Annotated in this window: 20 protein-coding genes and 1 tRNA gene; 9 read left to right on the top strand and 12 right to left on the bottom strand. The window is 62.0% G+C overall.

Going from position 1 to position 22,814, the window contains the following annotated elements; translation table 11 throughout:
* Nucleotides 1-3 precede the first annotated feature (3 nt).
* Together ACNJX9_RS12460 and ACNJX9_RS12455 are read right to left on the bottom strand one after the other, a co-directional pair.
* Nucleotides 4-342: a hypothetical protein gene (locus ACNJX9_RS12460; protein WP_439409049.1), complete on the bottom strand. Its 339-nt coding sequence runs from the start codon at nt 340-342 to the stop codon at nt 4-6.
* Nucleotides 339-755, bottom strand: a complete 417-nt coding sequence (locus ACNJX9_RS12455) for an enoyl-CoA hydratase/isomerase family protein (RefSeq protein ID WP_439409047.1) — start codon at nt 753-755, stop codon at nt 339-341. Before ACNJX9_RS12455 ends, ACNJX9_RS12460 begins: the two co-directional genes overlap by 4 nt.
* 305 nt (nt 756-1,060) lie before the next feature.
* Here ACNJX9_RS12455 and ACNJX9_RS12450 point away from each other — a divergent pair, with 305 nt between their 5' ends.
* From ACNJX9_RS12450 to ACNJX9_RS12430, 5 genes are all read left to right on the top strand, one after another.
* On the top strand, nt 1,061-1,780 hold the full coding sequence (locus ACNJX9_RS12450; RefSeq protein WP_439409045.1) for a dipeptidase: 720 nt from the start codon (nt 1,061-1,063) through the stop codon (nt 1,778-1,780).
* 134 nt (nt 1,781-1,914) lie between these two features.
* Complete coding sequence (locus tag ACNJX9_RS12445) at nt 1,915-3,288, top strand: hypothetical protein (RefSeq protein WP_439409043.1); 1,374 nt, start codon at nt 1,915-1,917, stop codon at nt 3,286-3,288.
* A 261-nt stretch (nt 3,289-3,549) separates the two neighbouring features.
* Nucleotides 3,550-4,008, top strand: coding sequence for a hypothetical protein (locus tag ACNJX9_RS12440; RefSeq protein ID WP_439409041.1), 459 nt, complete (start codon nt 3,550-3,552; stop codon nt 4,006-4,008).
* Nucleotides 4,009-4,150: 142 nt separating this feature from the next.
* Nucleotides 4,151-5,887 carry a type I secretion system permease/ATPase gene (locus ACNJX9_RS12435; RefSeq protein ID WP_439409039.1) on the top strand — a complete coding sequence of 579 codons (1,737 nt, stop codon included), beginning with the start codon at nt 4,151-4,153 and terminating at the stop codon, nt 5,885-5,887.
* A 50-nt stretch (nt 5,888-5,937) separates the two neighbouring features.
* Nucleotides 5,938-7,356, top strand: a complete 1,419-nt coding sequence (locus tag ACNJX9_RS12430) for an HlyD family type I secretion periplasmic adaptor subunit (protein WP_439409037.1) — start codon at nt 5,938-5,940, stop codon at nt 7,354-7,356.
* Here the strand turns inward: ACNJX9_RS12430 and ACNJX9_RS12425 are convergent.
* The 5 genes from ACNJX9_RS12425 to ACNJX9_RS12405 all read right to left on the bottom strand — a co-directional run bounded on the left by ACNJX9_RS12425 (nt 7,353) and on the right by ACNJX9_RS12405 (nt 12,740).
* Nucleotides 7,353-8,204 (bottom strand): LuxR C-terminal-related transcriptional regulator, encoded by an 852-nt coding sequence (locus tag ACNJX9_RS12425; RefSeq protein WP_439409036.1) that lies wholly within the window; start codon nt 8,202-8,204, stop codon nt 7,353-7,355. The two genes, ACNJX9_RS12430 and ACNJX9_RS12425, sit on opposite strands and share 4 nt — an antisense overlap.
* Nucleotides 8,205-8,333: 129 nt before the next feature.
* Nucleotides 8,334-8,918: a hypothetical protein gene (locus ACNJX9_RS12420; RefSeq protein WP_439409034.1), complete on the bottom strand. Its 585-nt coding sequence runs from the start codon at nt 8,916-8,918 to the stop codon at nt 8,334-8,336.
* A gap of 637 nt (nt 8,919-9,555) precedes the next feature.
* Nucleotides 9,556-9,756 carry a hypothetical protein gene (locus ACNJX9_RS12415; RefSeq protein WP_439409033.1) on the bottom strand — a complete coding sequence of 67 codons (201 nt, stop codon included), beginning with the start codon at nt 9,754-9,756 and terminating at the stop codon, nt 9,556-9,558.
* Nucleotides 9,757-9,806: 50 nt separating this feature from the next.
* Nucleotides 9,807-11,603 (bottom strand): NAD(P)/FAD-dependent oxidoreductase, encoded by a 1,797-nt coding sequence (locus tag ACNJX9_RS12410; protein ID WP_439409031.1) that lies wholly within the window; start codon nt 11,601-11,603, stop codon nt 9,807-9,809.
* A gap of 393 nt (nt 11,604-11,996) precedes the next feature.
* Complete coding sequence (locus ACNJX9_RS12405) at nt 11,997-12,740, bottom strand: tetratricopeptide repeat protein (RefSeq protein ID WP_439409029.1); 744 nt, start codon at nt 12,738-12,740, stop codon at nt 11,997-11,999.
* Between the two features lie 274 nt (nt 12,741-13,014).
* Between ACNJX9_RS12405 and ACNJX9_RS12400 the strand changes: the two genes are divergently transcribed.
* Nucleotides 13,015-13,296 (top strand): hypothetical protein, encoded by a 282-nt coding sequence (locus tag ACNJX9_RS12400; protein WP_439409027.1) that lies wholly within the window; start codon nt 13,015-13,017, stop codon nt 13,294-13,296.
* A gap of 489 nt (nt 13,297-13,785) precedes the next feature.
* Here ACNJX9_RS12400 and ACNJX9_RS12395 read toward each other — a convergent pair.
* From ACNJX9_RS12395 to ACNJX9_RS12375, 5 genes are all read right to left on the bottom strand, one after another.
* A tRNA-Lys gene (locus ACNJX9_RS12395) sits at nt 13,786-13,861 on the bottom strand.
* Between the two features lie 168 nt (nt 13,862-14,029).
* Nucleotides 14,030-14,608 (bottom strand): Spy/CpxP family protein refolding chaperone, encoded by a 579-nt coding sequence (locus ACNJX9_RS12390; RefSeq protein WP_057750437.1) that lies wholly within the window; start codon nt 14,606-14,608, stop codon nt 14,030-14,032.
* A 209-nt stretch (nt 14,609-14,817) separates the two neighbouring features.
* On the bottom strand, nt 14,818-15,819 hold the full coding sequence (locus ACNJX9_RS12385) for a TRAP transporter substrate-binding protein (RefSeq protein ID WP_057750440.1): 1,002 nt from the start codon (nt 15,817-15,819) through the stop codon (nt 14,818-14,820).
* Between the two features lie 224 nt (nt 15,820-16,043).
* Nucleotides 16,044-17,606 (bottom strand): 2-isopropylmalate synthase, encoded by a 1,563-nt coding sequence (locus ACNJX9_RS12380; RefSeq protein ID WP_057750443.1) that lies wholly within the window; start codon nt 17,604-17,606, stop codon nt 16,044-16,046.
* Between the two features lie 894 nt (nt 17,607-18,500).
* Nucleotides 18,501-18,818 carry a hypothetical protein gene (locus ACNJX9_RS12375; RefSeq protein WP_439409025.1) on the bottom strand — a complete coding sequence of 106 codons (318 nt, stop codon included), beginning with the start codon at nt 18,816-18,818 and terminating at the stop codon, nt 18,501-18,503.
* A 231-nt stretch (nt 18,819-19,049) separates the two neighbouring features.
* Between ACNJX9_RS12375 and ACNJX9_RS12370 the strand changes: the two genes are divergently transcribed.
* The 3 genes from ACNJX9_RS12370 (at nt 19,050) to ACNJX9_RS12360 (ending at nt 22,670) form a co-directional block, all read left to right on the top strand.
* A complete protein-coding gene (locus tag ACNJX9_RS12370) occupies nt 19,050-20,273 on the top strand; it encodes an SMP-30/gluconolactonase/LRE family protein (RefSeq protein WP_439409023.1) in 1,224 nt (407 codons plus the stop codon).
* A 134-nt stretch (nt 20,274-20,407) separates the two neighbouring features.
* Nucleotides 20,408-21,526, top strand: coding sequence for a D-alanine--D-alanine ligase family protein (locus ACNJX9_RS12365; protein ID WP_439409022.1), 1,119 nt, complete (start codon nt 20,408-20,410; stop codon nt 21,524-21,526).
* 40 nt (nt 21,527-21,566) lie between these two features.
* Nucleotides 21,567-22,670: an NAD(P)/FAD-dependent oxidoreductase gene (locus tag ACNJX9_RS12360; RefSeq protein WP_439409020.1), complete on the top strand. Its 1,104-nt coding sequence runs from the start codon at nt 21,567-21,569 to the stop codon at nt 22,668-22,670.
* Nucleotides 22,671-22,814: the final 144 nt, after the last annotated feature.

The raw sequence follows: 22,814 nt of genomic DNA, 5'->3' as shown, positions 1-22,814 counted from the left end.
CGGCTACGAATAGGCTTCGACCTTGTTTTCGCGGATCAAGCGCATCAGTTCAGGACGCTTGCCGGTCGTTGGATCGACCGGGTTGATATAGGAGCCGGAGACAATGCGCTTCATCAAGCCTTCTTGCGCAACGTGGTCCATTCCCTTGATGCCCTGGGCATCGCCCGTTCCCACGGGGAAATAGAAAGTCAAAGCACTCGGACCTGACGTCTTTCGAAACCGCTCGCCCAGCGCTCGCAACAGCGCATCCGGCGTCACCCAGCCGATCACGCCCACGCAGCCAACAGTGGATCCGTTCGGAATAGAGGCGACCGCAGTCGCAGCATCAACGATCTTGCTCACGCCTTCACCATGAAACGTTCAAATGTCCTGATCGAGCTCGGAGATTCGCAGTTCGACGCGAATTCTCTCGAGGCGACTTCGTCCAGGCGCTCCGCATCAGCCATGATCAAGGGTTCGTAGAACCGCTTGGTCGAGGCGAGCGCTTCGCGCGGAACGGCCGCAAGTCCCTCGGCGACGACGATCGCGTGAGCGAGTGCCTTGCCCGGCTCGACCACGTCGTCGACCAGTCCGATGCGCGCGGCCTCGATGCCGTCGATCGGCATCGCGCCCCAGGTCAGGCGGCGAGCCCGTATCGGGCCGGTCCGTGCGACCAGCGCAGTCAGGCCCCACGGAGGCAGCCAACCATTCGGGGTCGCTTGAGTGGTGTTGGTCAGCAGGGCATGCAGGTCCTGCGGCACCGTGCCGTCTGACAAGGCGATGACGTTGACCGCACCGCAGGCGTATTTTGCGCATAGATATCTCCTGAGGTTGGATAGGTGATGATCTAGGCGGGCGCCCACACCTCGCGGAGACCTATGGCGTCGATTGGAGGCATCGACGCTGGCTATGCCCTCCGCGCGTAGTGGTGGCTCGTGATCGCTGCTCGCGTGCCGACATACGGATTGTTCGTTGCCTTACGGGTAACGTGCCGATGCCGAGCTTGCTTCTATTATCGCTTACCGAATTGAGCTTCGATGGCGAACCTCACACATCCAAGCACGAACAAGAGCATCGGCACATGCGGACTCCGATCAAAACGTTTGATGGCCACAATGACGCGCTCCTGCGTCTGTTGAGATCAACGTCAGATGATCCTGTCGGTGAGTTTCTCGGTGGTGGACCAAAAGGTCATATCGACCTGCCAAAGGCGGCACCAGGGCACTTTGTCGGCGGCTTCTTTGCGCTCTATTCGCCCTCGGTAGCGGCTCCAATCGACTTCAACAACATGACCGAAGAAAGCTACGCTCTCGACATGCCACCGCGATTGACGCTGGGCGAGGCCCGGCCTCCAATATTCGCGATGATTGCCACCTTGACACGTGTCATCCGCAGATCGAACGGACGGGTCGCGCTTTGCACGACATCGTCCGACATTGAAGCCGCGATCAATCGCCAGTCACTCGCCGTGATCCTTCATCTCGAGGGCGCAGATGCGATCGACGAGGATTTGCATCTGCTCGAAGTCCTCTACGCCGCCGGTCTGCGCTCGCTTGGGCCGGTCTGGAGCCGCAACAACATCTTCGGCAGCGGCGTGCCGTGCCTGACGCCTCTCTCGCCGCCGACGATGGGCTGGTTGCGCCTGAGTTCGTGTGGTCTGCGCTGGACTGTCCGACTGGCTATGTATCTCAGTTCGATTCCGAAACTGGAAATTTCACGATCTTGCCGATATTGCTCTGCCGTCTTTCTGTGCGCATCGATCGACGTCCGCGACCGGGGGGCTTTACCCGAACGGATGTAGCCGATGTTACGGCTGCTAGACGAAGCGCCATATCCGAACTGACGACTGGGCTTTCGACCTTCCCGGGATGACATTCTGTCTGAAGTGTAGAACCCGTCCGATTGCGTGGAGCGATTGTGATGAGGGAGGCTACGATGGATTTTTCGCGGATGTCGGATGGGATCCGGCTGCATCACGCGCCTCATCGGCACGATGGGTACGCTGGTGACGATGAGGCGGGTCCGGCACCGAGCGCCCCGTTCCTGACCGCCGCGGTCGGCGGTCCCGACCCGTTTGCAAGTCAATTTGCTGGTCCTGCAGCGGCCCCCGCTAGCCCGAATACCCAGGACACGGGCGGCCACGCCGGTAACCACGCTGCGGCGAGCCTGGATGTTTCGTCCACCATGCCCGCCTCCAGCGCATCACATTCGGCGATGGGAATTGCTATAGCCGAGAGCGGAGCCAACACGGCCGGGAACGGCGGAGATGGCTACTTTTACGGAAGTATCATTCACGCGTCCCTGTTGATCTATGAACCGATCAACATCTCGGTGAGTTTGGGATACGGCTCGGTCGCCCTGGCCGACCAGTCCAACAATTTGAATGTCGATCAATCCGCCTTTCAAATGGCCGGCGTCGGCGGCCATGGCGGCAATGGCAACATTGCATTGGGAGGGAGCATAGGTACGTCCTCAGGCTCCGGCGTGATCGCGAGCGGCGACAACGGCGCCGGAAATGGGGGCAGCGGTTATTTCTCGGGTGCATTGGTGGACGCTCCCGTGGTGATCTACCATCCGATCAATATTGGCGTGGCGGGCTCGGGCGGCACTGCGCAGGCAAGCCAATCGAACACGGTCCACATCGATCAATCGGCCACTCAGATCGCGGGCATCGGCGGAAGCGGCGGAAATGCCAACGTGGCCGCCGGCGGCAGCGTCATGACGCTCGACCCCAGTTGGGGATCAAGCAACGGAGGGGGCGTCCCGGACGTTCACACCGGCGGAAGTCAGGCCGGCAATGGTGGTGACGGCGCATTCTACGGCGGTCTCGTTCATTCCTCCGTCGTGGTTTACGACCCGATCAACATCGCAGTCGCGGGCTATGGCTCCAACACTCATTCGGTCCAGACCAACGACGCCTACGTGGATCAATCCATCATTCAGATCGCCGGCATTGGCGGGCACGGCGGCAACGGCAACGCCGCGACGGGCGGCCATGCAAGCCTGCTTTCCCATGGCCTGTGGGGCGGCTCCGACACGATCGCGACCGGTTCGAACGGCGCAGGCAATGGCGGCAACGGATATTTTGCCGGCAGCCTGGTCGATGTCAGCGTCGCGATCTATGCACCCATCAATATCGCAATTGCAGGTCCCCATTCGACGGCCGTGGCCGATCAGGTCAACAACGTGCACATCGACCAGAGTGCGGTCCAGATCGCCGGTGTTGGCGGGGACGGCGGCCACGGCAATCTCGCGCTGGGTGGCGATCTTTCCGCACATTTTCTGTCGGATCTTCACCTGATGGGTTAGCGAAACATCACGCCGCTCGCACAGGTCCGATCGCGAACTGCGTCGATGCTCTGCGCATGCAAGCTCGCCCTGCGGGCCCTCCTGGATGCTTCGAACTCCGATGTTGCGCGACGAATGTTATACTTTCGTACGTAGGTCGACCAAGCCGGATGGTGTCCGATTTGGCATCTATCGCCACCGCGCGTGGGCGGATCAGACTTGCCGCGCGCGTCCGCCTGATCGGGATGGATGATGCACGAAAGCCAACAGAGGGAGGCACACATGATGCCCAAAGCGATCCACATTTCGGACTCGATCGAATTCAAATCGATCAGCACCGGTGGTCAGAACGTCGGAAATGGCGGTGACGGCAGCTTCAAGGGCGCTATCATCAGCAAGCCGACGCTCAACTTCGATCCGACCAACAAGGCGGTCGGTGCCGACGTGCACGTGAACACCGGCGATCACGTCAAGCAGACGGCAGATTGGGACGCCGGCGGCGCCAAGGCGACGGCCTCGTGGTTTTCGAAGGCCCATGGCGGAGACGCCGAGTCGAACGGAAGCCAGAAGTCCTACAGCGGTTACGATACCTCCAAGGTATACGCCAATACGGATGCGACCCAGATCAACAAGGTCTCGGTGGACCAGCACCAGGAAGTCGTGGCCGGCACCGGCGGAAATGGCGGAGACGGCAACGCCGCGCTGGGCGGAGAAGTGAGCTTCCACCTCGATACGTTCTGACCACCGGCTCGTCCGACTGTGCAGGATCGGTGGCCACCGCCACCGGTCCTGAAGTTCGAGTTAATACCCCGCTGATACCGTTGGCAGATGGTGTTGGCCATCGGTGAACTACGCCGGACCTCGATTTCAGGCGGTGACGATCATGCTGATGCCGCCCATTCGGTTGCCTATCCTGCCGCAGATCGGGACGCCACTGCACGCGGCCCTCCGGTCCTGCGCGGGACCGCTCGGTCTCGTATTCGCATATAGCTGCAGCTACAACCTGCTTCTGTTTGCGCCCTCCATCTATCTTCTCCAGATCTACGACCGGGTGTTGTCGAGCCGGAGCGGCGACACCTTGCTCCTGCTCACACTCATTGTCGCGATCACGGTGGTCGTCGGCGGCGTACTCGATGCATTGCGGCGCGCCGTCCTTGGACGCCTTGGCGCCTGGCTCGACGATCGCCTTCGTCCTTGCGTGCTTTCGGCAGGCCTCGAATCGGCGCTCCGCAGCGATTGGACGCGAGCTTCTGGCGCGTATCGGGATCTCACCGTGCTGCGCCAGTTCGTCGAGTCCGGCGCATGTCCGATGCTGTTCGATGCGCTCTGGGCGCCCTTGTTCCTCCTTGTCCTGTTTCTGATCCATCCCCTGCTTGGCGTGGTGGGCGCCTGCTGCGTCGCCTTCCTGTTCGCGCTCACGGTTGCCGGAGAGCTGGTCACGGAAGACGTTCTGCTCAGATCCGGTGCCGCGCTGTCCAGAAGCTGCGGCCGCCTCCAGACTGCAGCGAGCAACATCCACATGATCCGTGCCATGGGAATGCTCGATAGCGCTGCGCGCATGATCCACCGTGACGCGCAGCACGCCCGCAGAGAGCACGATGTGGCACTCCGTCGAGGCGAGATCGTCTCACTGGCCACCAAGCCGGTTCGTGCGCTGTCGCAGGTCCTGATCATGGGGGCTGCCGCGTGGCTCGTCCTCGATCACGGGAAGAGTCCGGCAATCATCTTTGCTGCTACGCTGATGTTCAGCCGGGCGCTCGCGCCGACCGAAAGTGCGGTCGCAGGCTGGAAATCACTCGTGACGGCGGTGAGCGCCTGTCAGCGGCTCGGCGAACTTCTCGCCGCATTCCCCGTAGCGCGGCAAGAGAGCGCCGTGGCTCTCCCGCCGCAGGCGCGAAGCGGCCTCGTCGTCGATAATGTCAGCGTGTGGCTTGCGGGGACCAACCATCTTCTGCTGAACAGCGTCTCGTTCAGCCTCATGCCCGGAGAATGCCTTGGCATTATCGGTCCGTCCGGGTCAGGCAAGTCCTTGCTCGGCCAAGTGATCGCTGGGCTGTCGATGCCGACGCATGGCCGTGTCCTCCTCGACAATACCGACGTCCCGCTGCTTCGCGAGGGCCGAAACGGCGACCGCCTCGGATATCTCCCACAGGACATCAACCTGATCGGCGACACCATCAACGACATCATCGCACGCCTTGAAGATGCCGACCGGCGGAAGGTCGTCGAAGCGGCCAAGCTCGCCGGAATCCATGGGGCGATCATGCGCCTGCCGGAGGGTTACGACACGGTGGTTCAGAGCGAAGCAACCTTCTCGCGCGGGTATCGGCAGCGCCTCGGTCTTGCCCGCGCCTTCTTCGGCAGTCCGCGCCTCATCGTTCTCGACGAACCCAACGCCAGCCTTGACTACGGGGGCGAGCGATTGCTCCTTGATGCCATCGAGCGCATGAAGCTCGCAGGCGTCATCCTTGTCGTCATCACTCACCGGACGGGTCTTCTCGCCGCTACGGACAAGATTGCCATCATGGAGGACGGTGCGGTCGCCGCGTTCGGCGACAGCGAGGACATCTTCGAACGGCACCTGAGCCGCCCCCAGGTTACTTCGCAGATTGCGCCATGATCTGGAACTCTCTCACCACCTGGAAGCTTCCCGCCGTCTCGAGGCTTCCCGTGATCTGGGACCAGCTCATGCGAGCGCCGGCGAGCCCGCCGCCCGCCCGGCGATTTGGCGTCGTGGTGACCGCAATCGATGATTTCGAGCCTCTGGAATTTCCGTGGTGCTCGACGCCCACGCCGACCTCTCCGCGCGGAAGGCTTCGCGGTATCACCGTCGCGGGCAATCTGCTGGTGCTCTGCTTCATGCTGGGGCTCGGGACATGGGCGAGCCTCGCGCCGCTCGAGAGCGCCGCGATCGCCTCCGGCGTCGTGGAATCGGAATCGAGCCGCAAGACGATCCAGCATCTGGAAGGCGGTATCATCAGCAAGATCCTGGTTTCGGATGGCGATATCGTGCGCAGCGGCCAAACACTGGTCGCGCTGGAGGACACTAGGGCGAGCTCGGAGGTGCAAAGTCTTCAAGGCCAATTTTGGGATGCAGCTGCTCGTGCCGCTCGGCTTCAAGCCGAGCAGCAGAGATTCGAGAGGATCGCAATTCCGGACGCGCTGGAACAGGACAGCAGGCAGAGCGGCGTGGCCGCCGCTGCGGTGTCGGCGCAGCAGTTCATTTTCCAGGCGCGCCTGCAGGTTCACGAGTCGCAGCTTGCGGTCATTCGCGAACGAAGGCGTCAAGTCGAGAAGGAGATCGAAGGTCTCAAGGCTCAGGAAACCGCCACCGGGCAGCGGGTCGACATCGTCCGGGAGGAACTGGATATGGTCGCGACCCTCGTCAACAAGGGACTCGAACGGCGGCCGCGGCTCCTGAACCTGCAGCGGGAGCTGGCCGACGTCGAGGGCCGCCGCGGCGAGATCACCGCGCAGATTTCCCGCGCCGGGCAGGTCATCAGCGAACAGCAGGCCACATTGTTCAAGCTCGAGAGCGAGAGACAGAACGAGATCGCACAGTCGCTTCGTGAAGCACAGAGCCAGATGTTCCAGCTTCGCGAGCGGTTGCTTGCGGCCAGGGATCAGCTATCGCGAACGGAGGTCAAGGCGCCCGAGGACGGTGTGATAACCGATCTGCGGGTTCATACATCCGGCGGCGTCATCGGAGCGGGTGCTCCGCTCATGGACCTGGTGCCCCGGCAAGACCGTCTCATCGTAACCGCGCGCCTGAGGCCCGAGGACATCGATGTAGTTCATCCCGGCCTCAGTGCCGAAGTTTACCTCGTACCGTATAATCAGCGTCGCGTGCCTCGCCTGAAGGGAACCGTCGTGCACGTATCCGCAGACCGGCTCCTCGACAAGCGCACCGACCAGCCATACTACGCGACCAGGGTTCGGATCGACGACGGGCAGATCGTCGCTAACGACATCCAGATCCTCCCCGGCATGCCGGTTCAAGTGTTCATCACGACAGGACGCGGCACCGTGGCTCTCTACGCGCTCAGGCCCCTGCTCGACAGCTTCCGTGGCGCATTCAGAGAGGACTAAGTCTCGTGCATGGGAGCCGCGCCGGGGTCATGATCGCGACTCTGCGCGGGCAACCGGCCGCGCCAGCGGAGGACGGCTTCCGTGCGATTGTGCGCAGCACATTTCCTCATGATATGCTGAATGTGCATTTTGACTGTGCTTTCCGAGAGGCCCAATTTGGCGGCGATCAGCTTGTTGGGCAGGCCGAGTTCCAGTTCCGCCAGAACCTGTTGCTCGCGAGGCGTGATATCGGTCACCCTCCTGTCGATAGCCACTCTGGTTCCCTCGCCCATCAGATATGAGGGCGCAAGCGCGCGGACATCCGGCGGCTCGAAATCCGGTATCCTGTTCATCCCGGCCACGGACAACGGCCTGTAGGCGCCGCCGACAAGAACAAGGCGCAGGCCAGCTACCGCGATCTCGATGGGCAGCGACGTGGAAAGAAAGCCACGCACGCCCCGCTGCATCGCGGCCTGCACGGTCGGCTCGTCGTCATGGTTTGACAGGACCACAGTAGCGGCGTTGGGACAACACTCCGCAACGAAGGCGAGATCGTCCTCAACCGAGGGATCGCCGATCGGCTTGTTCGCGATACTCAGCATCACCAGACGAACATCGCGGGCTGACGTGCAGTCCAGGCCTTGGACCGTTGCCATGTCAAGGATCTCAACTTCGTCCAACTCCCTCCTGAGGACGTGCAGAATGCATGTACGAGGCAACAGGAGCGGCTCGATGATCACCAGAACCGGCAAGTGAAGCGATTCATTGAGCCGTTTTGAAGTGTTGGTTATGTCGTGCATGATGTCCTCGAGATGAAAAGAATTTCCGCGATATTCCCATTCCGTATTGCGTCTCCCCTGCAGCTGCATTCATCCCGAATGCATCATCACGAGAGGTAGTGCCGCATCCACTGCTGGATCGCTTGACACCTGGGTGGAAATTCTTTCCCCTCAAATCATTTTTGCGTATACCGCGCGGTGGCTCAGTCGACGCATCACCTAATTGCAGATATTTCGATACGCAGTTGAGGCCGCCGACCCTGACTTGCCGTCGACGACATATGCTTCATCCTCCTTCACGAGATATAGAAACGGCCTCTCTCCAGTCTCGCCGCCTGACGCGCTTCTTCCTTTCACGCGCCCGCAAATCGTATCCACGCGACGGCCAAGTATGTTCTTTCGCATTGCGCGCTTCACGTCGCTGAGTTCGACCGTTTCCGGATCCCCCAACTGCGTCGCGATCGCAACCTTCGCCTTGTCCAGAGCAGGATCCGACTTTTCCGCAGTCCGCTCCGGTGCCGGGACGCTGATCGTCGTCCGCGGGGACGCCGCTTTGGCAAGGTCGGCCGATCCGCGTTTCTTCCGAGATGAAGTCCTGCCGGGCTTTGACGGCGTTGCGGAATTCGATCTGACCACCGCAGGCTCTTGCGCCAACGCCGTCGGCATTGGTCGCGCGGGTTGGGCGACGGCGCCCCTGTCGAAACAGGGTCGTGACGCGCACCCGAGGAAATACCCTCGGGAAGGCGCGAACCAGCCAAAGCCGATCAGGATTCCTGCCAGCACTCCGACAAAAATCAGTCCCATCCGATTCCCCTCCTCGGGAGCTCGGCTCGCATTCGTAACTTGGACTTCCGCGCTGGTGATCTATCTGTTGCGCAAAAGCATTAAGCGCCCATTAAGCGCGCGCCGTTGTCCGGCCCATGCCTGGAGGGGCGGATGAGATCGGACTCCAGACCCGGGCCGACATGACCGCAAAAGGCCAATCGTGAAAGCAATCATGGCCGATTTGGTCCGCCCTTGGACTCTTCTGCAATTTGCGAGTTCATCTGAAGGTTTGCGCTACCAACCGCTGCCGATCGCCGACTCAGGGCCTTCGGGCGGGTTTCGGAGCACCGCACCAGATTCGCACCAGAAACTGCGTGAACGAAAAAAATCGCAAGAGATAATAGGAGCTGACCAACATTCAGCCGCTCATAACGGTCTGGTTGCGTCGGCGTCACTCAGGCCGGACATCGGAGATCAAGAACGGAAAGATCAACCGGTTCAGCCTGAGCATGCTGGTCCGGCTTGCGCAACGCGCCGGGCTGCGCCCCGGGATCAAGTTACAGAAAGCGGCGTAACAGACTGTACGTCGCGGCGCCGGCCTGGTCGCGTGGAAGCTTGACTCTCTTGCCCCGAATGTCATCGCCGGCTCAGGCGCCATACTGCTCCGTCATGTATTTCAGGTAGTTGCCGAGGTGGTGCTGCCAGAAATAGTCCAGCTTCTGGCGCGGTTGATCGCCTCGACGACGAGCGAACCTTCCCGCGTTAGCAACGGCAGGCACTCCGTCCAGCCGGTGGCGACATCGACCATCGTGAGGGTTTGGATGAACGAGCCAGCCGCCGACGTGCCGCCATGGGCGCACGAGCTTGCCAGGCCCATGCAGCCATGGGCCACGTCAAACCGCGAAGACAACCGTATGCTACGAAGCCTTATGCCTTGTGATGGACGGCTTGCAGGCCATAGACGGGGGTCGGGATGCCCTCATAGCGAGCTTTCAACTGTAGGGACAGGAACTGCGAGTAGTGACGCGACTGGTGCAGATTGCCGCCGTGGAACCATAGCCCCTCCTGTTGTGTGGGCTTCCACATGTTGCGCTGCTCGCCTTCCCATGGGCCGGGATCCTTGGTCGTATTCGAGCCTAGTCCCCAGACCTTGCCGACCCTGTCGGCCATTTCCCGGCTGATCAGATCGGCGACAAAGCCGTTCATCGAACTGTAGCCCGTAGCATAGACGATCACATCGGCAGGCAGCTCTCTTCCGTTGTCGAGTTTGACACCGCTGGGCGTGATTTCCTCGACCTGGCCTGCGACCAGCTTGACCTTTCCGTCGATGATGAGCTGCGAGGCGCCAACGTCGATGTAATAGCCCGAGCCGCGACGCAGGTACTTCATGAACAGGCCGGAATCGTCGTCGCCGAAGTCGAGCCGGAAACCGGCTCTCGTCAACCCTGCATAAAAATCGGCGTCATCCTGGCGGATCTTGTCATAAACCGGCTTCTGCAACTGATGCAGGATCTTGTAAGGCAGCGAGGCGAAGATCAGGTCGGCCTTGGCTGTCGTCATGCCACCGCGGACGGCGCGCTCTGAATAGAGGTCGGCGATGGATGCCATCAGCGAATCCGAGCGCACGACATGGGTCGTCGAGCGCTGCACCATGGTCACGTCGACGCCGGCCTCGTGCAGCGCGGCGCAGATGTCATGTGCCGAGTTGTTCGAGCCGATCACGACTACCTTCTTGCCCTTGTAGTGATCGGGACCTGGGTGGCGCGAGGAATGGTGCTGTTCACCCTTGAAGGTATCCATGCCCTTGAATTGCGGCATGTTCGGCTTGGCGGACATGCCGGTCGCAAAAACAAGCTGCTTCGGGTTGAGCGTAATCTCCTTGCCATCGCGCTCGACGAGGACCGTCCATTCTTTTTTGGCGTCGTTCCAGTCAGCGTGTTTGGCCGTGGTGCCGGTCCAGTAGTTCAGCTCCATGACCTTGGTGTACATCTCCAGCCAGTCGCCGATCTTGTCCTTGGGCGAAAACACCGGCCAGTTCTTCGGAAAGTCGATGTAGGGCAAATGATCGTACCAGACCGGGTCATGCAGGCAGAGCGACTTGTAGCGGTTGCGCCAGGAGTCGCCGGGACGGGCGTTCTTCTCGACGATGATGGTGGGCACGCCGAGCTGGCGCAACCGCGCGCCGAGTGCGATGCCACCCTGGCCGCCGCCGATGATGAGCACGTACGGCTGTGTTTTAAGGCCGAGCTGCTCGGTTTCCTCGTCCCGCAATTCTTTCCAGGTTTTGGCGCCTGGATTGACGCCGTGGCGGGCGCCAAGCGGCCGGGTGAAGCCCGCCTTCTCCTCGTAACCCTTCAGTTCGACCATCGTCGTCAAAAGCGTCCAAATCTGGCCGTTCTGGAGACGGATTAGACCGTAGCCGCGAGCGACCTCGGTTTCGAACGAGATCCAGCATTCGGTCACTCCGTCGGCTTCAGTAGCGCTTTCCTCGTCGGCTATTTTCCAGCTGCGTGGCTTTGCGTGCGCCAAGCAAGAGTTGAGCATCTCGCGGATCTGATCGCGACCTTCCATGGTCTTGATGTTCCAGGTGAAGGCAACGAGGTCGCGCCAGTAGCACTCGGGTGCGAACATCGCTACGGCGGCATCCACGTCGCCTGCCACAAGCGCCGCTTCGAATTTGTCGAGAAAGGCCTGGATGCGCGCGTTAGGGGTGGTGTCGAGCATCATTTCCTCCCAAGGACTTTTGTTCTTTCGGCAACTGTCGCAAGCTTATCCGAACTTTCGACCGAAACCAGACTCACGCGGATCAACTTTTTCACAGCACTTCTAATCGAAGACCGGCACCTTGCCGCGCTGCGTCAATCTGCGGATTGCTCATGTTTCGCTTTGCCGAAAGGTTGTCATCAGGAGATGTCATAGCACCATGGCCTTGCCATCGTCCTTGCGGAAATTCGCAATGGTCTTGAAGTGTTAATCGGCGTGGGGTCCCTGCGCCGATCGGCGCGCTAAGTCGTTGATTCAGATGGCAGCGAAGGAATCGTGGTTCGGCGCCGATTTACAGCCCGGTCGCCTTGAGGCAGGCGTCCTCGGTTGCAGAAGCGATATCATCTTTTTGCGTCACTCGGGTACTCCCGCTCGACGAAACACTTCCGCAGCCTGCCGTCCGATTTCGTATGACGCGGCGGGAGAACCTTTCAACCAGCCGCTGACCGTCATAGTCGGCTGCAGCCTCAACAGCTCCTGCACCGTCTTGTGCGCATCGTCGTGCTGGCCGAGCAGCCATTGCGCGACCGTCATGACGCGCAGCGTCGAGGTGTGCTTGCGATTGGCCTTGAACGACCGCTGCGCCAGTTCGAGCGCGCGCTCGTACTTGCCGGCGGCGGCGGCAGCGGTGGCGGCCAGCGAATCGTAGAAGTAGCGGTGCGGATCGAGCGGCGACAGCGCCAGCGCGCGCTCGGTATGCTCGACCGCCTGCTCTCCCTTGCTCTTGAAAGCGTGCAGTGTACCCTTCAGCAGCCAAGCGAACGCGTTGCTCGGATTGGCGGCCAGGGCACGCTCGTAGGAATTCTCGGCAAGGTCGAACTTCTTCAGGAGATTGATGTGCACGAACCCGTTGACAGCAAGGGCCAGCGAATTGTCAGGATCCATGTCGAGCGCACGCTTGGTGCACTCTGACGCGAGATAGGTGTCGCGCTGCGGATCCTCGGACCAGCCCTGCGAGACCCGCAAGACGTGCCAGGTGCCGAGCCAGGCCACGGGAAGCGGATGACGCACGCCGCGATCGATCAGCGGCTGCAGGAGGAGATGGGCCTCCTCGAAGTCGGGCAACGACAGGCGGTGCATCAGGCTGACGGCGCCCACAGGCGCAGAAGCATCTTAAGCCGTACCCACTGAGAACGGCCTATTCAATTCATGAAGCAAGCCGTTTTGGAGATTGGCCAATCTGAAAAATCGAAATCGACCCGTGCCTGGGGTGATCGCTCCCGACCGGAACGACGATCATTCCCTGGCAGTTTGAACCGACACTGGATACGGCCACACTAAGAGCCGGGTGCGATGTCCGCGCCTGTGCCTTGACCCTACCGATCGGCGGCACGACGGCACCGGCCACCGATGGTTGACAAACGGACGTTCTATGCAGTTCTTCCTTTACGAGATCGCTGCGCGCCTGTTCGGCCTCTATCTGGCCGTCGATTGCCTCCGCACGCTGCGGGCCGGCTATGGCGACAGGAAGATCAGGAGCTTCTATCACAGTTCGACCATTCTAGACTGGGTGATCGACGTGTGGCTGCCGAGGCCCGTCTACGAACGGGACACATCGCCGGTTCGCTACTGGATGGAGATGAGCGGGCAGGCGTTCGTCTTTCTGTGCTGCGTTGTGATGGTGATCTTCGGCTGGGTCAGCGCGAGCACCTGAGCATCCGCCGATGGCAGCGGCGCGTCGTTCTGACGAGCGATCCTAGCGCACGCTGACGAACATGCGACACAGATTCACGCCGCGTGCAATCTTCCATCCGTTTAGCCCTAGCAGTTTGCTAGGGCTAATTTCGGCCCAAGACCTACGCGATACCTGCGTCATGCTTCTCGATCGGGCTGGCTGCGACTTGCTGACGATCTGCGACATCACTGGGCATTCATACCGAAGCGCGCAGACTATCGTGAAGCACTACCGCGCCCGCAATGCGGCTCGCGCCGATTCCGGTATCGACAGGCTTGAATTGCAGGTGCGGAAGGAGGGCATGAAGAGCTAAACGCACACCGGTAGGTCTCATTTGGCTGCGCGTTTCAGCGGGAGACCTAATTATCCGACTCGTCGCACGGCGTGCGACCATTAAAAGCGTCGCACGAGACCGGTTTGTTCTGCCGAGGAATTTAAAAAAGCCCTTGCGGGCCAATCTCTTAAGGGTGGTGGGCGCACCAGGGCTCGAACCTGGGACCCGCTGATTAAGAGTCAGCTGCTCTACCAACTGAGCTATGCGCCCGAAAGGCGGTCAATGCCTTGCGAGGCCGGTCGTTTAGCAAAGCGATCCGGGTCTGGCAAGCGATGCGAGGCATGTTTTCCAAGGTTCTTCCACAGCCCCCGGAAAGGCGAAAAGCCGCTGGATTCCAGCGGCTTCGCAGAGGTTAATGCCCCGGAAATCCCGGTCCGCTCAGAGCCGGCCTTCCCGGTCGGCGCCCTCGTCCCGGTCGCCGCCGCGCATGTGGTCCATGCCGTGATCCATCATGCGGTCCATGCGCTCCCTGAAACGGTGGGGCGGGCCGTCTTCGCCGCCGCCGAACGGGCCGCGATGGCGGGTCAGCAGGGCAAGGCGACGCTTCTGGCCGTCATCGAGGCTCTTGTAGAGCGGATCGGCGGCATCGGCGATCTTCTTCAGGGCTGCCGAGCTCGCGCCCATGTCTTCGGCGCGCTGGCGCAGGCGGGCGACGGGGTCATCCGGCTTGTCGGGGTCGCCGGGACCATTCATCCGCGCATTGGCGCGGTCGAGCCGCAGCTTGGCGAAGTCGCGCACCGCGGCCTCGACCGGCGGCCACAGCTTCTCCTGATCGGCGTTGAGCCTCAAGCCGGCATGGACGGCAGCAATGCGCGCGTCGACCAGGGCCGCGCGGTCTTCCGGGTTCATGCGGATGTGGTGGAAATGCTCCATCCACGGGCGATGAAATTGGGCATAGACCGCGCCCGAGCCGGCGATGCTGAGCACGGCGATGGCGGCGATGGTAAACTTCCTCATCCGAACCTCCTCTGGAAGGATACGCTGAAGATGAGCGTCGGAAGGCCGGTGCGCAACTTACAACTTGGACAGGAAGGCCCGTTCTTACGGGATCTAACGCCTATTAATCTTGGTTCAGCCGCAACCGGAAATCATTCGCAACAAAGAGCTTCCGTGCGGCTCGCACGGAAGCCTCATCCATCGTTCATCCAGACTGGTTTGTCGTGCTGTTAATTAGTAGTGCTCTTGGCTTCCTTCTGGAATTCGTCGATCAGCGGCTGGCCGACGCGGCTCGCGGCGTCCTTGTAGACCGGCTCCATCGCCTTGCGCATCGCTTCGTCCTGCTCGCTCGTCAGCTTGATGATTTCGCTCTTGCCGCTCTTTTTGATCTCGGCGAGCGCGTCGTCGTTTTCCTTCTGCGACTGCGCGTTGTTGAAATCGGTCGCTTCCTTCATCGCCTTCGCGAGCTGGTCGCGGATGTCGGCCGGCAGGTCGTCCCAGAACTTCTTGTTCACGATCACCACGTAGCCGATATAGCCGTGATTGGTCTCGGTGATGTACTTCTGCACCTCGTGCATCTTCTGGGTATAGATGTTCGACCAGGTGTTCTCCTGCCCATCGACCACGCCGGTCTGCAGCGCCTGATAGACCTCGCCGAACGCCATCACCTGCGGCAGCGAGCCGAGCGCCTTGAACTGGGCCTGCAGCACACGCGAGGACTGGATGCGGAACTTGACGCCCTGGTAGTCAGCTGGCGCGATGAGCTTCTTGTTGGCGCTCATCTGCTTGAAGCCGTTGTCCCAATAGGCAAGGCCGGTGATGCCCTTCGGCTCGAGCAGCTTGAGCAGCTTTGCACCGAGCGGGCCTTCCGTCACCTTCCGCAGCGTCTTCAGATCAGGAAGGATATAGGGCAGGTCGAACACCTCGAACTCGCGGATGCCGAGCGGGCCGAACTTGGAGTTGGACGGCGCCAGCATCTGCACGCTGCCGAGCTGCAGCGCTTCGAGCTCCTCCTTGTCCTTGTACAGCGTCGAGTTCGGGTAGACCTCGACCTTGACCTTGCCGTTCGTGTACTTCTCGGCGAGCTCCTTGAATTTTTCCGACGCCTTGCCCTTCGGCGTGTCGGTCGCAACCACGTGGCTGAACTTGATGATGATCGGGTCGGCGCTGGCCTGGCCGGCAAGGCCAAGTGCCAGTGCCGCGACGGACGCCGCGATCGCGAAGCTGCGCATAATCTCTCCCTGTTGTTGTTTGGGCCGCCCGTGCGCGGACGGCCGATCTTTATGCCGACAGCACCAATAGCGGCTCGCGCATCGAGCCGCTATTGGCCGTTCGCAGGGCAGCTATTCGTGATGAATGCGAGCCGTCATTCCGGGGCGATGCGTCAGCATCGAACCCGGAATCTCGAGATTCCGGGTTCTCGCTGCGCGAGCCCCGGAATGACAAGCTTTGCTTGTCAGCTCGCCGCGGCCGTCGTCACGGTGTCGCGCTGGCGCTTCATGACGATCTTGTTGAGGGCGCCGAGATAGGCTTTGGCGGACGCCACCAGCGTGTCCGGATCCGCCGCGCGGGCCGTCATCGAGCGCCCCTCCTGCGACAGCCGCACCGACACTTCCGCCTGCGCATCGGTGCCTTCGGTCACGGCGTGGACCTGATACAGTTCGAGCTTGGCCTCGTGCGGCACCAGGCGCTTGATGCAGTTGAATACCGCATCAACAGGACCGTTGCCCTCGGCTTCCTCGATCTTGATCTGGCCGTCGACATCGAGCTTCATGGTCGCGCGCTGCGGGCCATGAGTGCCGGCGATCACGGTCAGCGAGGTCAGCTTGATGCGGTCGTGCGAGGCGGCCATCTCCTCATCGACCAGCGCCTCGATGTCCTCGTCATAGATGTCCTTCTTGCGGTCGGCGAGCGCCTTCATCCGCGTGAACGCATCTTCCAGCTGGTTCGGGCCGAGCTTGTATCCCATCTCCTCCAGCTTGTGCACGAAGGCATGACGGCCGGAATGCTTGCCCAGCACCAGCGAGGACTGCTTCAGGCCGACCATCTCGGGCCGCATGATCTCGTAGGTCGAGGCATCCTTCAGCACGCCGTCCTGATGGATGCCGCTCTCATGCGCGAACGCATTGCGGCCGACGATCGCCTTGTTGTACTGGACGGGGAACGAGGTTGCGGCCGACACCACCTTCGAGGCGCGGGTCAGCTGCGTGGTGTCGATCTTGTTCCAGTAGGGGAATTTGTCGTTGCGCACGTTGATCGCCATCACGATCTCTTCGAGCGCGGCATTGCCGGCACGCTCGCCGATGCCGTTGATAGTGCATTCGACCTGGCGGGCGCCGCCGACGACGCCGGCCAGCGAATTCGCCACCGCCATGCCGAGGTCGTTATGGCAGTGGACCGAGAACACGGCCTTGTCGGAGTTCGGCACGCGCTCGATCAGCGTCTTCATGAAGTGGGTGTATTCCTCCGGCACCGTGTAGCCGACGGTGTCGGGGATGTTCACCGTGGTCGCGCCGGCCTTGATGACGGCCTCGACGATGCGGCACAGATAATCCATCTCGCTGCGGGTGCCGTCTTCGGCCGACCATTCGACGTCGTCGATCTGGTTGCGGGCGCGCGCGACCATCGCGACCGAGGTCTCGATCACCTCTTCCGGGGTCTTGTTCAGCTTCACCCGCATATGCAGCGGCGAGGTCGCTATCACGGTGTGGACGCGGCCGCGTTTTGCAAACTTCACGGCCTCCGCGCAACGGTCGATGTCGGCCGGGTGCGCACGGGACAGGCCGGCGATGACGGCATTCTTGGAGCGGCGGGCGATCTCGCTCACCGCCTGGAAGTCGCCCTCGGAGGTGATCGGGAAGCCGGCCTCGATGACATCGACGCCCATATCATCCAGCAGTTCGGCAACCTCGAGCTTCTCCTCGAAGGTCATGGTGGCGCCGGGGCATTGCTCGCCGTCGCGCAAGGTGGTGTCGAAAATGATGACGCGGTCCTTGTCGGACTTGTTCACGGAGGCCATTCTAAATTCCTTTTGAGCTTTCGCGCCGTCAGTCTTATGGGCGCCTGAGGTGTCCGGTGATCTCGACCAACCCCTGAGTGCCCAGGCGCGCAGCGCCCAGCCGGCCCTCAGGGGCAGCTAAGAAGAAGCCCGCCAAGAAGCAGGGTGGGCAGCGCGGCCGGGATCGCGGCGGCGGCCAGAGCCACCTCCCCAGAAATCCCATCGATTTGGCCGCGAATCAGCATTGCCAGACCCTTTTGAGCCCCAAATCCTCGGTCAAAACCGTTGACGGTTGGTTGCCGGGAGGCTCGGTGCACCGTTTCTAGACGACAAATGGCAGCAACTGCAACGCCAAAAGATGGTCAGGGGGGCTGACCTTATTGGGGGCGCTCTCCGTGCCCCGGACGCGCTGCAGCGTCCAACGCTGCCATACTCTCTCCACTCGTCATTGCGAGGAGCCCTTGCGACGAAGCAATCCAGAAATCCCTCCGCGGAAAGATTCTGGATTGCTTCGCTGCGCTCGCAATGACGGAGTGTGAGGCGGCATCGCGATCGTCCAATGCGCATTTCAATATAGACACGTCTTCGCGTCCCCGCGGCGCGTTTCGCCCGAGCTTTGCTTTCCTTGTCTCGCCCCTCTCAAAACAGAGGGTGCAGGGAAGGCCAAGTGCCGGCAGGCACCCGCGGTCTGCTGCGCGAAGATGTAGCGCAAAGAGACCGCACAGCAGCATACACGACAAATCCGAATTTCGGCAAAGCGGAATATCTCAAGGGGTGGTTTACCGAACTGTGGGATGTTTTGCTTGTAGCCCGGATGAAGCGCAGCGCAATCCGGGACAGCTCGTGTTTGTGGCACGCCCCCGGATTGCGCTGCGCTCCATCCGGGCTACGAACCAACCAATGTGCGAGCCGAGCCTATCCCACCCGGCGCGCGCGGGCCCTGCTCTCCCAGCGATCCAGCATCAGACCGAGTTGACCAAGCTCGCCGGTAGCCGCATGTGCAATCTGATTGGCGGCGGTCGCGTCGTTTGTGTTGGCGGGCGCATTGGCGTTCAGCCAATCCGGTTGCGCGTAGCCGCTCCAACGGCGGGCTTCCGCACGACGTTTACGAGACTGCTGATCGCGCAGGAGATAGCCCGCCGCAAACGCAATCCCGAGCAGCACGCTCAATATGACAACTTCCACAACCAACTCCGACCTTTCGCCCCAAACAGTTTTTGCGAAGCATCGCATGCGAGGTCAAGGCTTGACATGAGCGAAGCTCGCTTCCCGCGAACTGCAGAGACAGAACGCACTGCCAGCCGCCCAAACGCGGCCGCAATGCGGCCATGTTTCGACCTCGACACGCCAGATTATCTCGTAGAGGATGCGAACCTTCCTCTCGCAACCAGGCGCGGACCAGACTAACCTTGCACCTGCTCGGCCGGATCAACCGGCCAGCCAATATGATCCGGGAGGACGCGAATGACACGCCAACAGCCGCGTGAGCAGGATGCTGCGCTTTCACGACGAACGCTGGTTCAGGGCCTTGCGCTCGGAGCCGCGGCCACGATGGCCGGCACGGGCACAGCGCTCGCCCAGAACGGCCCTGCCGCCCCGCCGACGACGATCACCACGCCGCCGCGCGACTTCGGCCCCCGCGGCGCGCCGACCACTTATTTCTGGGACCCCGACATCATCGCGGTCGATCCCTCCTTCGAGGACCTCGCGCAGCCCAACACCGCGATCAAGCGGCTCTATACCGGTCTGTTGTGGGCGGAAGGCCCGGCGTGGAGCGCGCAAGGACGCTATCTGCTCTGGAGCGACATTCCCAACAACAGGCAGATGCGCTGGAGCGAGGATGACGGCCATGTCAGCGTATTCCGCATGCCCTCCAACAATTCCAACGGCAACTCGTTCGATTTCCAGGGGCGCCAGCTGTCCTGCGAACACCTGACCCGGCGGGTGACGCGCTACGAGCATGATGGCACCGCCACCGTGCTCGCCGACAATTACAACGGCAAGAAGCTGAACTCGCCGAACGATGTCGTCGCCCATCCTGACGGCAGCTACTGGTTCACCGATCCGCCCTATGGCGGCCAGCTTTACGAGGGCGAGCCCGACGGCCCGGGCGGACCGAGCAATGCGGCCGGCAAGCTCAATCCGAAGATCGGGCAGCCGGCCGGCTTCGCACCCGGCAAGCGCGAGCTGCCGACCAACTGCTATCGCATCGACCCCTCAGGCCGCGTCGATCTCGTCGTCACCGAAGATCAGGTGCCCGACCCGAACGGCCTCTGCTTCTCGCCCGACTACAAGAAGCTCTACGTGGTCTCGACCGGCAAGGGCCCCGGCGACACCGGCGCCGGCGGCAAGGGCGAAGTCTTCGTGTTCGATGTCGGCAGCGACAACAAGCTCTCGAACCAGAAGAGGTTCAGCGACTTCATGATCGACGGCGTGAAGTGCGGGCCGGACGGCGTGCGCTGCGACGTCAACGGCAATGTGTGGGCCTCCAGCAATGCCGGCCGCGCGGTCGGCTATAGCGGCGTGACGGTGTGGTCGCCGGAGGGCAAGCTGCTCGGGCGCATTCGCCTGCCCGAAGTCTGCGGCAACGTCTGCTTCGGCGGACCGAAGCGCAACCGCCTGTTCATGGCCGCGAGCCAGTCGCTCTATGCGGTGTACACGGCGACGCAAGGCGCGGGGCCGGGCTGAGGGGGTGTAGGCTGAATTGCGACGAGGCGCCGGCGTGCCCCGCCGGCGCCGACTTGTTTCGAATGTTCATCATCGACGGGTGAACATAGACGCAAAAGAGGTGACTTCCGCGCGAAGCGCGTGATAGTTGAAGCATGGCAGACAAAATTCGCGTTGTTGTTCTCTATGGCGGCAGGTCCGGCGAGCACGAGGTCTCCCTGAAATCGGCCGCTTCCGTGCTTCGGCATCTGGATCGTGCGCGCTTCGAGGTGATCCCCGTTTCCATCGACAAGACGGGGCGGTGGCAGTGGAACGATCTGGCGGCGATCGACCCGGCGCAGCCGTCCTTGCCGATCCTGCTCGATGCACCCGAGATGCGGCTCGCCAGAGGCACTGACGGACGCGGCGTTCTCATGCCTGTTTCCGCAGGCGCAGTTGGCCCGATCGAGATCGACGTCGTGTTTCCAGTCATGCACGGTCCCCTGTGCGAGGATGGCACCGCGCAGGGCCTTTTGGAGCTGGCCGAAGTCGCCTATGTCGGATCGGGCGTTCTCGCCTCCGCCATCAGCATGGACAAGGACGTCGCCAAGCGGCTGGCTGAATTCGCCGGCGTTCCGGTCGCGCCCTATCGCGTGCTGACGCGTAAAGCCTTCGCCGCCGATCGCCCCGCCTCTCTCGCCAGGGCGATCGAGGGCCTGAGCCTGCCGGTGTTCGTCAAGCCGTGCAACATGGGCTCCAGTGTCGGCATCCACAAGGTGAAGACGCTGGATGCGCTTGGGCCCGCGCTCGATGATGCGTTCCGCTACGATCTCAAGGTGCTGGTCGAACAGGGCATCGACGCCCGCGAGATCGAGGTTGCCGTGCTCGAGGGCGAGACGCTGTTTGCGAGCGTTGCCAGCGAGCTCAATCCCAACGCTCAGCACGAATTCTATTCCTACGAGGCCAAATATCTGGATCCCGACGGCGCGCGCGTCGATCTTCCGGCCAGGCTCGATGCCGCCCAGATGGCGCGCGTGCGCGCGCTCGCGGTGCAGGTGTTCGCGGCGCTCGAATGCGGCGGCCTTGCGCGCGTCGATTTCTTCCTCGATCGGCAAACCGGCGAATTCTGCTTCAACGAGATCAACACGCTGCCCGGCTTCACCTCGATCAGCATGTATCCGAAGATGATGGAGGCCTCCGGCGTGCCGTACGGAGAGCTGCTGACACGCCTCGTCCATCTGGCGTTGGACCGCCATCAACAACGCCAGGCGCTGGAACGCGGCTATTCGAGTTAGGTTGTCTCCGCAACAATAGGCGCCACGTCAGGGATAAGCCATGCGCGTTGTGATCTGCGGCGGCGGCGTGATCGGGGCCTGCACCGCCTACTTCCTCCGCCGCCACGGCGCCGAAGTCATCGTCGTGGAGCGGACCGAAGTCGCGGCGGCGGCCTCCGGCAAGGCCGGCGGCTTTCTGGCGCGCGACTGGTGTGCGGGCACGCCGCTCGACACGTTGGCGCGGCGCAGCTTTGCCCTTCACGCACAACTGCCCGGCGAGATCGCCGGCGATTGGGGCTATCGCCCGATGAGTGCGTATAGCGGCTATGTCGCGACCGATGACGATCCGCGTCGGACTACGTCGTCCGAGCTCGACTGGCTGAGCGATTGTGTCGTCCTCACGCAACGCATCGGCACGACCGAGACGACCGCGATCGTTCATCCCAGAAAGTTCACGTCGGCCGTGATGAACGCGGCGATCGCGCAAGGCGCCGAGCTTCGCCATGGCCGCTTTACTGGCATCGCGCGCGACGCAGATCGCGGCGCTGTCAAGGGCGTCGGGGTGGAACACGATGTCATCGAAGCGGATGCCGTCGTGATCGCAATGGGGCCCTGGTCGCTTCTCGCTGCAAGCTGGATGAGTCTGCCAGCCCTCTATGCCCAAGACAGCCCGAGCATTTTGTACGACACAGGCACAAAGGTCTCGGCAGACGCCTTGTTTCTGGATACGGAGATCCACGGCCACGCCACCAGCATCGAGGTGTTTCCTCGCCCGGACGGCAGCACCTATGTCACCGGCTTCCCCGACACCTCTGCCTTCCCCACTGATCCGGCCGACGTGGAGCCCGGGCCGAACACCACCCGATGGCTGCAACAGATATCGGAGCGACTATCGCCGCTGTTCCGGCCGGAGAAGATCATCGCGAGACAGGCCTGCTTTCGTCCGGTGACGGCGGACGGCTTGCCGCTGATTGGCCGCGTACCGCAGGATGAAGGGCTCTATGTTGCGACCGGACACAGTGTCTGGGGTATCCTGAATGCCCCTGCAACCGGTGAAGCCTTGGCGGAGTTGATCGTCGAGGGCGCAACGCGCAATGTCGACCTCGCGCCGTTCGATCCTGCCCGGCTCAAGCCACTCGATCTGCCGCGGCGGCGATGGCCCTGATACGCTTGCGCGCCGCGCTGCGCTCGCATGCCAGCCGACGAAATCTGCATGCCTGCGTGCGGAATAACGCTCCGTCCTGCCCGGTATTTACGCAGCTAGACTTTAGTCCCCTTCGTACACTCCTGAATACAGTTCCACTTGCCG

It is taken from the genome of Bradyrhizobium sp. BLXBL-03, from assembly GCF_051853015.1.
GTDB classification, from domain to species: Bacteria; Pseudomonadota; Alphaproteobacteria; order Rhizobiales; family Xanthobacteraceae; genus Bradyrhizobium; species Bradyrhizobium manausense.
This window is presented reverse-complemented; position numbering and strand designations above follow the sequence as displayed.